Source organism: Cupriavidus sp. 291-E7, from assembly GCF_057798835.1.
The window spans coordinates 143,980-157,996 of sequence record NZ_JBYOJV010000013.1; the positions used below are offsets into that span (position 1 = coordinate 143,980).

Sequence of the window (14,017 nt, forward strand, 5' to 3'; positions counted from 1 at the left end):
TTGCCCCCGGTAGCCGTCATGCGCCCTCAAAGTCCCGATGACGATGTTCTGGATGTCCTGATCGTTGGCGCCGGCCTGTCCGGCATCGGCGCCGCCCGGCAACTGCAGCAGCGCTGCCCGGACAAGCGCTTCGCCATCCTGGAGGCCCGCGATGCCGTCGGCGGCACCTGGGATCTGTTCCGCTACCCAGGCATCCGATCGGACTCGGACATGTACACGCTGGGCTACCGCTTCAAGCCCTGGCGCGGCGCCAAAGCCATTGCCGACGGACCGTCGATCCTGGCCTATATCCGCGAAACCGCAGAGGAAGCCGGCATTACGCGGCACATCCGCTTTGGCCACAAGGCCGTGGGCGCCGCCTGGCACAGCGCCGAAGCCTGCTGGACCATCGAAGCGGAACGCGCGGCCGACGGCAGCCGCCAGCGGCTGCGCGCCCGCATGCTCTACGTGTGCGCGGGCTACTACAGCTATGCCGAAGGCCACCGCCCCGCCTTTCCGGGCGAGGAAGCATTCCAGGGACGGATGGTGCATCCGCAGTTCTGGGACCCGACCCTGGACTACGCCGGCAAGCGCGTGGTGGTGATCGGCAGCGGCGCCACCGCCGTCACACTGGTACCAGCCATGTCGGCAACGGCGGCGCACGTGACCATGCTCCAGCGCTCGCCCACGTATATCGTCACCCGCCCCGGCGAAGACGCCATCGCGCACAAGCTGCGGCGCGTGCTGCCCGAGCATCTGGCCTACCGCGCCACGCGCTGGAAGAACGTGCTGCTGGGCATGTTCCTGTTCCAGCTTGCGCGCCGGCGCCCCGCCAAGGTCAAGGAACGCATCGTCGGCATGGCGGCCGCCCAGCTTGCTCCGGGTTTCGACGTGGGCACCCATTTCACGCCGCGCTACAACCCTTGGGACCAGCGCGTCTGCCTGGTGCCCGATGGCGACCTGTTCCGCGAAATCCGCGATGGCCGCGCGTCGGTAGTCACCGATCAGATCGAACGATTTACCGCCGATGGCATCGAGCTGAAGTCCGGACAGACGCTGCCGGCCGACATCGTGGTCGTGGCCACCGGACTGAAGCTGAACATGCTCGGCGATATCGCGCTGACCGTCGACGGCCAGTCGCGCCGCCCATCCGAATCGCTCGCGTACAAGGGCATGATGCTGGGCAACGTGCCGAACCTGGTGCTGGCATTCGGCTACACCAATGCGTCGTGGACGCTCAAGGCCGACCTCACCGCCGAGTACGTCTGCCGCCTGCTCCGGTTCATGGACCGGCGCGGCTACCGGATCGCCATGCCGGAGATCGATTCGTCGGTGCAAACGGTGCCGTTCCTTGATTTCTCGTCGGGGTACGTGCAGCGCGCTGCCTCGGTGCTGCCGAAACAGGGACACCGCAAACCGTGGCGCGTGTATCAGAATTACCTGATGGACATGCTGACGATCCGTCATGGCCGTATCGACGACGGCGTGCTGCGCTTCGACCGCGTAGAGGCCGCCGCGATGCCAAACAACGACCCGCTTGCCGAGGCTCAATCTTGAACATCCTCTTGATGCTGATCGCCATCGTGGCGGCTCTGGCCGTAGCGCTGCTCGGCCTGCTCTTCCTGTTCACCCGAAGCACCGTGCGGAAGATCGAGGCCGGCTTGCCGCCAACGGGCCGCTTTATCGATGTTCCGGGCGCGCGCCTGCACGTGGTCGAACAAGGCCAGGGGCAACTGGTGCTGCTCGTGCATGGCCTGTCCGGGCAACTCGCCAACTTCGACTACGGGATGGTCGCGCCGCTGGCGAAGGACTTTCGCGTGATCGCCGTCGATCGCCCGGCCGCTGGCTGGTCGACGCGCACGCCAGGCGCGCCCGCCGATCTGCGCGCGCAGGCCGACACGCTGGCCGCGTTGATCGGCAAGCTGGGGCTGGAAAAACCGCTCGTGGTCGGCCATTCGCTCGGCGGCGCGATTGCGCTGGCGCTGGCCACCTATCATCCGGAGCAAGTGGGCGGACTGGCACTGATCGCACCGCTGACGCACCCGCCCGAAGAGATTTCGCCGGTCTTCAAGGCCATGACGATCCCCAGCGCGGCGATGCGCAAGCTGATCGCATGGACGTTGCTGATTCCGATGTCGATCCGCAATCGCGAACAGGTCATGGACATCGTCTTCGGCCCCGATGCCGTGCCGGCCGACTTTCCCACACGCGGCGGCGGTCTGCTGGCGTTGCGGCCCGGCCATTTCCTTGGCGCCTCGGAGGATCTGATAGGCGCCGCGCACAGCCTGCCGCCGCTGGTGGCGCAATACGAAGCGCTTTGCGTGCCGGTCAGCATCCTCTACGGGCGTGAAGACCGTATCCTCGACTATCGCAAGAATGGCGAGGCCTTCGTCGCCAGGCTGCCTACCGCCCGGCTGACATTGGTCACCGGGGGGCATATGCTGCCAGTCACCGCCATCGATACCAGCGTCGATTTCGTGCGCACCGCGGCCGCCAGGCTGCGTGAACCGGCAACCGCCTGACCCGCCAATACCGAAAGGAAACCCGACATGGCTTCTTCCACCGGTTTCAACCCATACAGGCGCGACCTGGGTACCGCGTTTCAGGCCATCCGCAAACTGCTGGCGGACGGCAACGACACCGAGCAGGTCTTCAAGATCATGCGCGCGCTGAACGGCCCGTCGATGCCCAGGAACTACAGCCGCCTGCTCGGCACGCCAGACGGCCGGCGCATGGCCTACCAGCGCATCGAGCTTGCGGAAAAGCTGTCGGACCCTGCCTATATCGCCAGCTTTGCACCCGGCACGGTCGGCGCCACATATCGCGCCTTCCTGGAAAAAACCGGCTACAGCGCCGACGGTCTGGCCAAGGTTTCGAACCTGAACCAGGAGCCGATCGTCGAGGACGCCTATATGTGGTTTGGCCGGCGGACCCGCGACATCCACGATATCTGGCACGTGCTGACCGGATATCGTGCGGACGAAAGCCTGGGAGAAGCCGCGCTGGTGGCGTTCAGCTACGCGCAGACTGGCGGCAAGGGCTGGGCCTTCATCGCCATCGCCGCATCGCTGAAGAGCTGGCGCGTGACGCGCAGCCTGGCCTTTGCGCGGGCGGTGCTGGAGGGCTACCGGCTGGGCCGGCGCGCGGGCTGGCTGCTGGGCGAGGACTACGAACGGCTGCTCAACGAACCGATCGACGCGGCACGCATCCGCCTGGGTATCGCCGAACCGGTGCGCTACCTCGCGTGCAATCCGATGCAGGAATGGACGGCCTGAGCCGGCACGCAAGAACGAAAAAGGCGACCCATTGGGTCGCCTTTTTGTTTGCAGCGAGGGGCGTCTGGCTCAGACCACGCGGCAGGCTTCGTCGAACGACAGGCGCGGCAGGCGCGGGTGCAGTTTCTCGGCTTCGCCGTAACCCAGGTTGATCAGGAAATTGACTGACCACTTGCCGTCGGGGAAAAACGCGGCGTTGACCTTGGCGGCATCGAAACCACCCATCGGGCCGCAATCCAGGCCCAGCGCGCGTGCGGCCAGGATGAAGTAGCCGCCTTGCAGCGAGCTGTTCATCAGCGCGTCACGCGCGATTTTTTCGTCGTTGCCGGCATACCAGGCACGGGCATCGGCGTGCGGGAACAGCTTGGGCAGCTGGTCGTGGAAAGCGTTATCGAACGCGATGATCGCCGTCACGGGTGCCGAGCGGGTCTTCTCCACGTTACCAGCGGACACGCAATCCACCAGGCGCGCCTTCTGTTCGGCGGACTTCACAAACACGATTCGGGCGGGCGAGCTGTTCGCGGCGGTCGGGCCGAACTTCATCGCTTCGTAGATCTGCTTCAGCAGCGCATCATCCACATGCTTGTCTTGCCACACGTTATGGGTGCGGGCTTCGGTGAACAATTGTGCGATGGCGGCCTGATCGACGGATTTCATTGCGCGTTTTCCGGGTTCTGTGAAGGAAGAAGGCGCAATTGTACCCAAGCGGGCGTAATCAACCCACAAGCGGTTTGATGAACCCATTCAATTCCGTTCGTCGGCGGTATCCAGTGGCGGCGTGCCGCTGGCCCTGCGGGTGAGCCATAAGACGCCCAGCACGATCATCCCGCCGCCCACGGCCTGGGTGGGACCGATATGCTCCCCCAGCAAGACGGCTGCCAGCACGACGGTCACCACGGGTTCCAGCGTGGACAGCATCGACGCCTTCGCCGCTCCCAGCTTCTGCAGCCCGGCAAAGAACGTCAGGATCGCCAGCACGGTGGAAATCAGCGCGATGGCCAGCAGGGCCAGCCATCCACCCGCCGTGGCGGGAAACTGCGGCGGCACCCCGGCGCCGGTGCGCAAGATGCCGACGGTCACATAGACCAGTGCAGCGGCCGAGCAGATCACAGTGGTCGTGGCGATGGCATTGACGCCTGCCGTCACGCGCGCGCCCACGACGATGTAGATCGAATAGATCACCGCCGCGGTCACGCCCAGCGCAATCCCAAGCGGCTCGCCTTCGCCGCCGCCCACGGTCAGGCCGGCCCCGACCGAACACAGCACCAGCGCGATCACGGCCGGCGTGGTCAGCTTTTCCTTGAGGAAGACCGCCGCCAGCAGCGTCACGAACAGCGGATAGAGATACAGCAGCAACGCCACCAGACTCGCCTGCGCATGGTTGAGCGCCGTGAAGAAACAGTAGGACTGGCCGACGTAGCCGATACCGCCCATCGCCGCCAGCGCCAGCAGACGGCGCAGCGGCGGCAGCCCGATGCCCCGCGCCCGCATCACGAAACCCATCGCCACTGCCGCGACGACAAACCGCACGGCCAGCAGCCCATAGACATCGGCACCGGCCGCATACGCAAAACGCGCGAAGATGGCCATCGCGCCGAAGGCGCTGGCGGACAGCGCAATCAGCAGCACGCCCGCAAACTTGTCGCGGGCCTGGCCCAGGGTGCCGGTGGCGGAAGCAGTCATATTGGCAGCACAGATCCGAAAGCTCGCATTCTACTCACGCGCCCGGCCGCATCGGCAGCATCCGGACCGCTGCACTACAATAGCGGCCATCATGTTCAATCCCTCAAGAGAAGAAGTCCGCCGTTTCTTCTGCGAAGCATGGCAGAAGCGCGTAGCGGGCAATGTCCTCACGCCGCTCGAGGCAATCGCGGTCGACTGGATCGACCAGCATCCCGAATACCACGCCCTGCTGGACGACACGGAAGGCGCGCTCACCCGCGACTACACGCCCGAAGACGGTCAGACCAACCCGTTCCTGCACCTGGCGATGCACCTTTCGATTTCCGAACAGGTTTCGATCGACCAGCCACCCGGTATCCGCGCTGCCTACGAGGCCCTGAGCCGCCGGCTCGATTCGCCGCACGCGGCGCAGCACGAGATCATGGAGGCACTGGGCCAGATGCTCTGGAACGCCCAGCGCAATGGCATGCCGCCTGACGGCCAGGCGTACGTCGACGACATCAAACGACGCGCTGCTGGCTGATTTCCACGCCGATCCCGGCACGAATTGGTCGCCCTACGGTCTTCCGTTGCGAACAATTCGTCACAAGGTGCCTTTACAGCACGTGGTAGGCTTCCGCCATCGCTACTTCTGCCACGTCCGCGTCACCGGATCGATGCCGGTTGTGCTTTCGGTGCGGCGTGCCGACGCTCCATGCCTTTCACCGTGCCCTTGCGCGCCGCCTGCCGGTGCGCGGTCGCTCCAGCCTTGTCCGCGTTCGCCGTTTGCGGCGCGCTGCTGACGCCACTCCACGCACATGGCGCCGTGGCGCTACTGCAGCCGCCACGCCAGGTGGACGGAACACGTCCGCTCACGCTGACGGTACTGGTCAGTGCCGATGCGGACACCCGCCGCTACGCAGTCCCGGACACCCTGCAGGTGACGGCCTCGGGCGATCTGGCCGCGCCCATTCGCATCGAACTGAAGCGCGTCGGCAGCGGCCCTGCCGTGCTGAATCTGCGGCCTGGCGAGAATCGCACCATCAGCTACGCGGCCGACTGGCCCGCGAGCCTGCGCGGCCAGGTACGGCTGGACGTGACCGGCATCGATGCCGCCCCGGTCATCGTCTCGCTCAATCGCGCTCCGCTACCAGGAGAAATCCCGGCCGCACCGGTAGCCACCGCGCCGGGCGAAGAAAAACCACCGGTCACGCCGGTGGTCGCCGCACAGGACAAGGCCCCGCCGCCCGCCCCGGCCGATCTGCGCGACGCGCAGCGCCTGTCGTTCAACGAGCCGATGTACATCATGTTCGGCGCCCACGATGGCGCCAACGCCAAGTTCCAGATCAGCTTCAAGTACCGGATTTTCGAAGGCGAAGATCCCAACTCGAAGTCCGTGCTGGACAATCTCTATTTCGCCTACACGCAGTTCTCGCTGTGGGATCTGGCGGGCGACTCGCGCCCGTTCAAGGACACCAACTACCGGCCCAGCCTGTACTACTACCTGTCCGATACGGGCGTGAAGAACAGCGTGCTGAGCCGGCTGTCGATCGCCACCGGCTTCGAACACGAATCGAACGGCCGCGCTGGCGACGATTCGCGCTCTATCAACACGCTGTTCGTGAAGCCGACGATGTACTTCGGCGACCAGACCGACTGGCATTGGCGCGTGGCGCCGAAGGTCTACGCCTACGTGGGCAAGAGCGACAACGAGGACATTGCGCACTACCGCGGCTACGTGGACCTGAACGTCGCCTATGGCAAACCCGATTCCTGGGAATTCGCCGCCACGCTGCGCAAAGGCACCCGCAAGGGCTACGGCAGCGTCGACACGCAGGTCACCTATCCGCTGGCGCGGCTGCTGCCCGGCACCGCCGGATTCCTGATGGCCGGCTTCTTCTACGGGTATGGCGAAAGCCTGCTCTACTACAACCAGAAGACGCCGTGGCAGTTCCGCATCGGCTACGCGCTGTCCCGCTGATTCCAGGCGGTCAGCCAGCCAGCGGCTTGCCTTCGGCCTTGAGCTTCGCGTTGCCCACCGCCGCCGCGAACTGCCCATAGCCATGCCAGCCCGTGGCGCGCCCCAGTTTCTTGCCCTTGTGGAAGAACATGAACACGGGAATCCCATGCAGCCCGAAGCGGCGGCCCACTTCCGGATGCGCGTAGACGTTGGTGTGCAGCCAGCGCAGGTTCAGCGCGCGGAGCTGGTCGGGGTTCGCCAGGATCGCCTTCTTGGCAATCTCGCAGTTGAAGCAGTCCACGCCCCAGAAGAAGACGCAGACCAGGTCGTCTCCGCTGGCGGCAATGGCGGCATCGATCGAGTCGGGGTCCACCGGCTGCATGTCGAGCGCCTCGAATGCACGGTGATCGAGATGGGGTTGTTGCGTATCGGACATCCTGACCCTCCAGAAACAGCAACGCCCGGAGACCTTGCGGCCACCGGGCGTGTTTCAATCCATTACAACCTGACGGTCAGCGCGGCGCCGAAACGGTCACCAGCGCCGGACGCAGCACGCGGTCGGCAATCGTGTAGCCGCGTTGCAGTACCGAGACCACGGTGTTCGGCTCCTGCTCGGACGGCACCATCGAAATGGCCTGATGGCGATGCGGATCGAACTTCTCGCCAACCGGATTCACTTCGACGATCTTGCCGCGCTCGAATGCCGCGGCCAGTTGGCGTGCCGTAAGCTCCACACCTTCGCGCAGCTTTTTCAGGTCGCCGGTGTTGTCGGCCAGGGCGGCCTGCAGGCTGTCCATGACCGGCACGAGGTTGTCGGCAAAACTTTCAATCGCAAACTTGTGCGCCTTGGACACCTCGTCCTGCGAGCGGCGGCGGATGTTCTCGCCTTCTGCCGTGGCGCGCAGGAACATGTCGTAGTGCTCCTTGGCCTTGACTTCCAGCTCGGCCACCTGCTGGGTCAGGCGTGCGATGTCGTCAGCGCCGGCGGCCGCAGCCTCGGGCGCCGGCGCAGCACCGGCATTGGCCGCCTGCTGCGTGTTCGGATCTGGCGTCTGATTCTGTTCTTCCATGTCGATTCGTATCAAAGCTAAAAACACCGGGCCGCGCTGACTGCGGACCGGGGGGTGGATTGGATGCCAATCGGCAAGTCTAGCCGCACATGGCGACACCCTCAGGGTTTTTCAAGGTGTGCGGGTTCAGAGACTCGGAAATACGCCGTTACAAAGGCCTGTTTGATGCAATCTGGTGTTTATTGCTTTGCTGCAACGCAAACACTAAGATTCAATGTAGGAAAAAATGACAAAAATAACGGGAGCAAAGAGGTGGATCATTTTGGTGCATCTTTGGGACGCTTCACCATGCACAAGCTGCCTGTCGTGACGTTATGCCTCGTTGCCGCGTTGTCGGCGATGACGACCTTCATCTGTCTCTCGGACGCGGTTGCCCCGCGCGACACGGAGTATGGCAGCGGTAAGGCCGTATTCAAGCACTACATCGTCCAATACGTCCGATAACCCCTTCTTCCCTTGACCAGCCGAGGCGCTCCGCTCCGGCTGGATTCCTGTTGTTCCTTCGCTGCCTGATCAACTTCTGAAGTCGTCGATACGGCGCCGGTCACGCTTGGTCGGCCGCCCCTGCAGCTGCGCGGCCGGTTCCGGCTGCATGCGCCGCCGGTCCGCTTCCTGCTGGCGCCGGGCCTGGCTTTCCGGCGATTCCTCGTAGGTGCTCTGGGCGATCGGGGCAGCCCCGCGCGATGCCGGCACGCCCTTGACCACCACCTCCCAGCGCTGCTGATGCGCTTCCAGCACCACCATATCGCCCGGCTTCACCTCACGCGAATTCTTGACAGGCTGGCCATTGACGGTCACCCGGCCACGCTCCACCGCATCGGCCGCGAGCGAGCGCGTCTTGAAGAACCGCGCGCACCATAGCCATTTGTCGATGCGCATCCGCGCATCCGCTTCGAAGTCCACTTGCATGCTTCAGTTCCTTCCCATCCTCGCCGCGCCCTGAGCTTTGCTCATGCCGCCGCGCCGCGCGTCTGGGCACGCGTGCGCCGCGCCTCCAACTCATGCGGATGCGGCAAATCGAGCGGCCAGCCCTGCAAATGCTGCAGCGCCATCTCTGCCAAACCCGCGATCCAGGCCTCGGAATCATTCATGCATGGAATGAAATGGAAGTCCTTGCCGCCGGCCACGCGAAATTCGCTCTGCCCTTCCATCGCGATTTCCTCCAGCGTTTCGATGCAATCGGCCGGAAAACCCGGGCAGAACACATCCACGCGGTGCGTGCCCACCTTGCCCAGTTCCACCAGCGTCGGCGCGGTATAGGGCTGCAGCCATTCGGCCTTGCCAAAGCGCGACTGGAACGTCACCTGATACTGGCCCGGCTGAAGCCCCAGCGCCTCGCCGAGCAGCCGCCCGGTCTTCAGGCATTCGCAATGGTACGGATCGCCAAGATCCAGCAGGCGCCGTGGCAGCCCGTGGAAGGACAGGATCAGCTTGTCGCCGGCCGCAAAGTCCGGCACGCCATGCTCGGCCCAATATCGCCGGACCTGCACATTCAACGCCGCGATATATGAGGGATGATCGTGAAAGTGCTTGATCAGGCGCAACTCCGGCTGATTCCGCCAGGCCGACAGCACACGGAACAGCTCGTCGAACGCCGTGGCTGTGGTCGTGCCAGAAAACTGCGGATAGAGCGGCAGCACCAGGATCTGTTCCGTGCCCTGGCGACGCAGCGCTTCCATGACCGATTCGATCGACGGATTGCCGTAGCGCATCGCGCAGGCCACGGTCACGTCGTGCCCCAGCTTGCGCATCAGCAGTTGCAGCGCATGCGCCTGGCGTTCGGTATGCACCAGCAGCGGCGACCCGGTCATATGGGCTTCGCGCAGCCAGATCGATTCGTACTTCATCGCCGACGCGCGCGAGCGGAACGGCAGGATCAGGCCGTACAGGATGGGCAGCCAGGCCAGCCGCGGAATTTCCACCACGCGCGGATCGGACAGGAATGCCTTCAGGTAGCGCCCCACCGCCTTGGGCGTGGGCGCGTCGGGTGTGCCGAGGTTGATCAGCAGGATCGCGGTGCGCGGCGGCTGGCCGTGCTGGTATGCCGGTTCAGGCGAAAACGTCATGAGGATTCCGGTTCGGATGCCGGGGCGCTGGCAATCGGGGATTCAATCGGCCAAACCATCTGGAAATGTTGGCCGGCCGGCTGGGGCGGCCAATACTGGACAGACACCGGCAGCGCATCAGGAGTTCTGGCTCAGTGCGCTCGACAGCAGTCTTGCCGTGATGTCGACAATCGGGATCACGCGCTCGTAGGCCATGCGCGTGGGGCCGATCACTCCGAGCGTCCCCACGATCTGGCCGTCCACTTCATAGGGCGCCGTAATCACGGCCATATCTTCGATCGGCACAAGCTGGCTCTCGCCGCCGATGAAGATCTGCACGCCCTGCGCGTGGCTGGACACGTCCAGCAGCTGCAGCAGGCTGGTCTTGTGCTCGAACACGTCGAACAGTCGGCGCAGCTTGTCCATGCTCGACGACAGGTCTTCCACCTCCAGCAGCCGGCGCTCGCCCGAGATCACCACCTGCTCGGTGTTGTCCTCGGCCATCGCGCTGCTGCCGGCCTCCACGGCGGCCTGCATCAGCGACGACATATCGCGCCGCAGCGCCTGCAGCTCGCCGCGCAGGTGGTCGCGCACGGCGTTGAAACTCATTCCCGCGTAGTGCGTGTTGAAGAAGTTGGCGGCCTCGATCAACTGGGCCGGCGTGTAGGCCAGCTCGGTCTGGATGATGCGGTTCTGGACGTCGCCTTCCGGGCTGACGATGATCAGCAGGATGCGCTTGTCGGACAGCCGCATGAATTCCACCTGCCGGAACGACTGGGCGCGCCGTGGCGTCATCACCACGCCGGCAAAGCGCGACAGGTTGGACAGCGTGTGCGCCGCCGCCGTGATCATCCGTTGCGGGCCCAGCTGCTGGCTCGCCATCTGGCCCTGGATCTGGTCCGTCAGGCCGGCCAGTTCGGCACTCAGCCCCGGCGGGCCTTCGAGCGGGCGGGCCGTCAGCATCGTGTCGACGAACAGCCGGTACCCGCGAGGCGTGGGAATGCGGCCAGCCGACGTATGCGGGCTGGCGATGAACCCCATTTCCTCGAGGTCGGACATCACATTGCGAATGGTGGCCGGCGACAGGTCCAGACCCGAGTACTTCGACAGGGTCCGCGAGCCCACCGGCTGTCCTTCGGCGATGTACCGCTCGATCAGGGTCTTGAGAAGCGTTTTCGAACGTTCGTCCATGATGTCGGGATTTTAATCAAATCTGGGCAGTTAGGGCGTCAAGGCCGTCATTCGCGCGTCGGCGGGGACTATCCGGGGGAAGCTGGCAATGGCCATGCCGGTATGTTCTAATCCCGCCATGTCTGCCCCCTCAAAGCCCAGCGCCCCGCGCGCGCCGTTCAAGACTGTTGCCCTGGTGGGCAGGCACTCGACCGCCGGGATCGAAGGCCCGCTCGAGGAGCTTGCGTCCTGTATATCCCGTAACGGGCAGGACGTGGTGTTCGAGCGCGAAACCGCGCAGGCCACCGGCCTGACCGGCTACCCGGTACTGACGCCCGACGAGATCGGGCGGGACGCCGACGTGGCCGTGGTGCTCGGCGGTGACGGCACGCTGCTGGGCCTGGCCCGCCAACTGGCCGGCCACGACGTTCCCGTGATCGGCGTCAACCACGGCCGGCTGGGCTTCATGACCGACATCCCGCTCGAGGACGTCACCACGACACTGCCCGAAATGCTGGCCGGCCGGTACGAAGCCGAATCGCGCATGTTGCTGGAATCAAGCGTGATCCGCGACGATGCGGTGATTTTTTCGGCGTTGGCATTCAACGACGTGGTGGTCAACCGGTCCGGCATCTCGGGCATGGTCGAACTGGCCGTCTCGGTCGATGGCCACTTCATGTACAACCAGCGTTCGGACGGCCTGATCGTGTCCACGCCCACCGGCTCCACCGCTTATGCGCTGGCCGCGGGCGGCCCGATCCTGCATCCCACGCTTTCTGGCCTGGTGCTGGTGCCGATCGCCCCGCATGCGTTGTCGAACCGGCCGATCGTGCTGCCGCACGACGCCGAGGTCACGATCGAGGTAGCCAGCGCGCGCGATGTCAGCGTCAACTTCGACATGCAGTCGCTGGCGTCGCTGCTGCCCGGCGACCGGATCGTCGTGCGCCGCTCGGCCAAGACGATCAACCTGCTGCACCCGGTGGGCTACAACTACTACGCCACGCTGCGCAAGAAGCTGCACTGGCACGAGTACCCGACCGAAGACAACCGGCTCTGAGCCATCCACTTTCCCGCCTGACGCCACCTACGGTCCAAGATGCTGCGCAGCCTGTCCATCCGCGATTTCGTCATCGTCGATACGCTCGATCTCGACTTCACAAGCGGTTTCACCGTGTTCACCGGCGAAACCGGCGCGGGCAAGTCGATCCTGATCGACGCGCTGGCACTGGTGCTGGGTGAACGCGCCGACGCCGGCGTGGTGCGCGAAGGCGCGGCACGCGCCAGCATCAGCGCCACCTTCCATACGCATGCCGCGCTGGACGCCTGGCTCGAGGAACGCGAACTGGCCGGCGACGATGACACGGTGCTGCTGCGCCGGACCGTCGATGCATCGGGCCGCAGCAAGGCCTTCATCAACGGCGCCGCGGCCACGCTGGCGCAATTGCGCGAAGTGGGCGACCAGCTCGTCGACATCCACGGTCAGCACGCGCACCAGCAGCTGCTGCGGCCCGATGCGCAGCGCCAGTTGTTCGACGCCCATGCCGGCCTGACCGAGCAGGCCGGCGCCGTGGCCGAGGCGTGGCGCGCGTGGCGTGTGTGCGTCAAGCAGCGCGAGGCGGTTGAGCACCAGTCGCGCGAGATGCAGCTCGAACGTGAACGGCTGGAATGGCAGGTCGGCGAACTGGAAAAGCTGGCCCCGCAGCCCGGCGAGTGGGAAGAGATCCAGTCCGAATACAACCGGCTGTCGCATGCCGCCGGCCTGATCGACGGCAGCCGCGCCGCGCTCGACGCGCTGTCGGAATCCGATGGCGCCGTGGCGTCGGTACTGAACGGCGTCGTGCACCGGCTGCAGCAGCTGGCCGATGTCGACCCCGCGCTGCGCGACGTGCTGGCCGCGCTGGAACCGGCGCTGGTGCAGGTCGACGAAGCCGCGCATACGCTGAACCGCTACGTCGACCGGCTCGAACTCGACCCCGAACGGCTGCAGGCCGTGGAAGAGCGCATGCAGGCACTGCACGCCACGGCGCGCAAGTACCGGCTGCCGCCGGAGCAGCTGGCCGACGAACTGCTGGCCCGCAAGCAGCAGCTGGACGACCTGCAGGCCGCGCAGGACATCAACAAGGTGCTGGCCCGCGAGGCCGCGTCCCGCGCCGCCTATCTGACGCTGGCCCAGCATCTGTCGGCCGCGCGCAAGGTCGCCGCCGACGCACTGTCCGCCGCCGTGACCGACGCCATGCAAGGGTTGTCGATGGCGGGCGGCACGTTCGCGGTGGCACTGAACCCGCTGGACGAAGGCCAGAGCCACGGCTTGGAGCAGGTGGAATTCCTGGTCGCCGGCCACGCCGGCGTCACCGCGCGTCCGCTGGCGCGCGTGGCATCGGGCGGCGAACTCGCGCGTATCAGCCTGGCGATCTCCGTGATTACCAGCGAAGCCGCGCCCACGCCGACGCTGATCTTCGACGAGGTCGATACCGGCATCGGCGGCGCCGTGGCCGAAGTGGTTGGCCGCCGGCTGCAGGAACTCGGCCGTTCGCGCCAGGTGCTGTGCGTCACGCACCTGCCGCAGGTTGCCGCGCAGGCCGGCACCCATCTGCTGGTCAGCAAGGAAAGCAAGGCCGACAAGACAGGCGCGGTCACGCGCTCGCGCATCCGCGTGCTCGACACCGAAGGCCGCGTCAATGAAACGGCGCGAATGCTCGGCGGCGCCACGGTGACTGCCACAACCATGCAACATGCCGAAGAGATGCTCGCGCAGGGCGCCCGCGCGGCCGGTCTGGCAGCCAACGCCGCGCATGCCCCTGCCGAGGGCGGCGGCAAAAAGCCGCGCCGCGCGGCAGGCTGAGCGGCGCCCACGAT

General features: G+C 65.6%; 15 protein-coding genes. 8 read left to right on the plus strand and 7 right to left on the minus strand.

The genetic code is table 11. The annotated features are described in order from the left end of the window. The first annotated feature begins 18 nt into the window (after positions 1 to 18). From AC3FLX_RS22425 to AC3FLX_RS22435, 3 genes are read left to right on the plus strand one after another with little or no spacing between them, the layout of a single operon-like run. On the plus strand, positions 19 to 1,536 hold the full coding sequence (locus tag AC3FLX_RS22425; protein ID WP_488699518.1) for a flavin-containing monooxygenase: 1,518 nt from the start codon (positions 19 to 21) through the stop codon (positions 1,534 to 1,536). Positions 1,537 to 1,547: 11 nt separating this feature from the next. Next, positions 1,548 to 2,501: an alpha/beta fold hydrolase gene (locus AC3FLX_RS22430; RefSeq protein ID WP_488699566.1), complete on the plus strand. Its 954-nt coding sequence runs from the start codon at positions 1,548 to 1,550 to the stop codon at positions 2,499 to 2,501. 27 nt (positions 2,502 to 2,528) lie between these two features. Then, positions 2,529 to 3,254, plus strand: a complete 726-nt coding sequence (locus tag AC3FLX_RS22435) for a Coq4 family protein (protein WP_488699519.1) — start codon at positions 2,529 to 2,531, stop codon at positions 3,252 to 3,254. A 69-nt stretch (positions 3,255 to 3,323) separates the two neighbouring features. Here the strand turns inward: AC3FLX_RS22435 and AC3FLX_RS22440 are convergent, their stop codons facing one another. Next, complete coding sequence (locus AC3FLX_RS22440; RefSeq protein ID WP_488699520.1) at positions 3,324 to 3,911, minus strand: malonic semialdehyde reductase; 588 nt, start codon at positions 3,909 to 3,911, stop codon at positions 3,324 to 3,326. Positions 3,912 to 3,998: 87 nt separating this feature from the next. Then, the gene (locus AC3FLX_RS22445; RefSeq protein ID WP_488699521.1) at positions 3,999 to 4,937 is read right to left on the minus strand and encodes a DMT family transporter; all 939 of its coding nucleotides are present in this window, start codon (positions 4,935 to 4,937) and stop codon (positions 3,999 to 4,001) included. Between the two features lie 91 nt (positions 4,938 to 5,028). Here AC3FLX_RS22445 and AC3FLX_RS22450 point away from each other — a divergent pair, with 91 nt between their 5' ends. Continuing rightward, entirely contained in the window at positions 5,029 to 5,460 is a 432-nt protein-coding gene (locus tag AC3FLX_RS22450; protein ID WP_488699522.1) for a DUF1841 family protein, read from the plus strand. 171 nt (positions 5,461 to 5,631) lie between these two features. Continuing rightward, on the plus strand, positions 5,632 to 6,897 hold the full coding sequence (locus AC3FLX_RS22455) for a phospholipase A (RefSeq protein WP_488699523.1): 1,266 nt from the start codon (positions 5,632 to 5,634) through the stop codon (positions 6,895 to 6,897). 10 nt (positions 6,898 to 6,907) lie between these two features. Here the strand turns inward: AC3FLX_RS22455 and AC3FLX_RS22460 are convergent, their stop codons facing one another. Next, on the minus strand, positions 6,908 to 7,312 hold the full coding sequence (locus AC3FLX_RS22460; RefSeq protein WP_488699524.1) for a thioredoxin family protein: 405 nt from the start codon (positions 7,310 to 7,312) through the stop codon (positions 6,908 to 6,910). 76 nt (positions 7,313 to 7,388) lie between these two features. Beyond that, a complete protein-coding gene (grpE, locus tag AC3FLX_RS22465) occupies positions 7,389 to 7,946 on the minus strand; it encodes a nucleotide exchange factor GrpE (RefSeq protein WP_488699525.1) in 558 nt (185 codons plus the stop codon). A 165-nt stretch (positions 7,947 to 8,111) separates the two neighbouring features. On the opposite strand from grpE, the gene AC3FLX_RS22470 reads away from it, so the two are divergent. After that, complete coding sequence (locus tag AC3FLX_RS22470) at positions 8,112 to 8,390, plus strand: hypothetical protein (protein ID WP_488699569.1); 279 nt, start codon at positions 8,112 to 8,114, stop codon at positions 8,388 to 8,390. Positions 8,391 to 8,459: 69 nt separating this feature from the next. Here the strand turns inward: AC3FLX_RS22470 and AC3FLX_RS22475 are convergent, their stop codons facing one another. From AC3FLX_RS22475 to hrcA, 3 genes are all read right to left on the minus strand, one after another. Next, on the minus strand, positions 8,460 to 8,855 hold the full coding sequence (locus AC3FLX_RS22475) for an RNA-binding S4 domain-containing protein (protein ID WP_488699526.1): 396 nt from the start codon (positions 8,853 to 8,855) through the stop codon (positions 8,460 to 8,462). A 41-nt stretch (positions 8,856 to 8,896) separates the two neighbouring features. Continuing rightward, positions 8,897 to 10,012, minus strand: a complete 1,116-nt coding sequence (gene hemH / locus AC3FLX_RS22480) for a ferrochelatase (protein ID WP_488699527.1) — start codon at positions 10,010 to 10,012, stop codon at positions 8,897 to 8,899. 117 nt (positions 10,013 to 10,129) lie between these two features. Beyond that, positions 10,130 to 11,182: a heat-inducible transcriptional repressor HrcA gene (hrcA, locus tag AC3FLX_RS22485; protein ID WP_488699528.1), complete on the minus strand. Its 1,053-nt coding sequence runs from the start codon at positions 11,180 to 11,182 to the stop codon at positions 10,130 to 10,132. 118 nt (positions 11,183 to 11,300) lie between these two features. Between hrcA and AC3FLX_RS22490 the strand changes: the two genes are divergently transcribed. Next, complete coding sequence (locus AC3FLX_RS22490; protein WP_488699529.1) at positions 11,301 to 12,218, plus strand: NAD kinase; 918 nt, start codon at positions 11,301 to 11,303, stop codon at positions 12,216 to 12,218. Positions 12,219 to 12,257: 39 nt separating this feature from the next. After that, entirely contained in the window at positions 12,258 to 14,003 is a 1,746-nt protein-coding gene (gene recN / locus AC3FLX_RS22495) for a DNA repair protein RecN (protein ID WP_488699530.1), read from the plus strand. The last annotated feature ends 14 nt before the right edge of the window (positions 14,004 to 14,017 follow it).

What these genes read in the sequence shown, in the direction of transcription:
- AC3FLX_RS22425 (WP_488699518.1), top strand. Translation starts at nt 19, where the DNA reads ATGCGCCCTCAAAGTCCCGATGACGATGTTCTGGATGTCCTGATCGTT.
- AC3FLX_RS22430 (WP_488699566.1), top strand. Translation starts at nt 1,548, where the DNA reads ATGCTGATCGCCATCGTGGCGGCTCTGGCCGTAGCGCTGCTCGGCCTG.
- AC3FLX_RS22435 (WP_488699519.1), top strand. Translation starts at nt 2,529, where the DNA reads ATGGCTTCTTCCACCGGTTTCAACCCATACAGGCGCGACCTGGGTACC.
- AC3FLX_RS22440 (WP_488699520.1), bottom strand. Translation starts at nt 3,911, where the DNA reads ATGAAATCCGTCGATCAGGCCGCCATCGCACAATTGTTCACCGAAGCC.
- AC3FLX_RS22445 (WP_488699521.1), bottom strand. Translation starts at nt 4,937, where the DNA reads ATGACTGCTTCCGCCACCGGCACCCTGGGCCAGGCCCGCGACAAGTTT.
- AC3FLX_RS22450 (WP_488699522.1), top strand. Translation starts at nt 5,029, where the DNA reads ATGTTCAATCCCTCAAGAGAAGAAGTCCGCCGTTTCTTCTGCGAAGCA.
- AC3FLX_RS22455 (WP_488699523.1), top strand. Translation starts at nt 5,632, where the DNA reads ATGCCTTTCACCGTGCCCTTGCGCGCCGCCTGCCGGTGCGCGGTCGCT.
- AC3FLX_RS22460 (WP_488699524.1), bottom strand. Translation starts at nt 7,312, where the DNA reads ATGTCCGATACGCAACAACCCCATCTCGATCACCGTGCATTCGAGGCG.
- grpE (WP_488699525.1), bottom strand. Translation starts at nt 7,946, where the DNA reads ATGGAAGAACAGAATCAGACGCCAGATCCGAACACGCAGCAGGCGGCC.
- AC3FLX_RS22470 (WP_488699569.1), top strand. Translation starts at nt 8,112, where the DNA reads ATGCAATCTGGTGTTTATTGCTTTGCTGCAACGCAAACACTAAGATTC.
- AC3FLX_RS22475 (WP_488699526.1), bottom strand. Translation starts at nt 8,855, where the DNA reads ATGCAAGTGGACTTCGAAGCGGATGCGCGGATGCGCATCGACAAATGG.
- hemH (WP_488699527.1), bottom strand. Translation starts at nt 10,012, where the DNA reads ATGACGTTTTCGCCTGAACCGGCATACCAGCACGGCCAGCCGCCGCGC.
- hrcA (WP_488699528.1), bottom strand. Translation starts at nt 11,182, where the DNA reads ATGGACGAACGTTCGAAAACGCTTCTCAAGACCCTGATCGAGCGGTAC.
- AC3FLX_RS22490 (WP_488699529.1), top strand. Translation starts at nt 11,301, where the DNA reads ATGTCTGCCCCCTCAAAGCCCAGCGCCCCGCGCGCGCCGTTCAAGACT.
- recN (WP_488699530.1), top strand. Translation starts at nt 12,258, where the DNA reads ATGCTGCGCAGCCTGTCCATCCGCGATTTCGTCATCGTCGATACGCTC.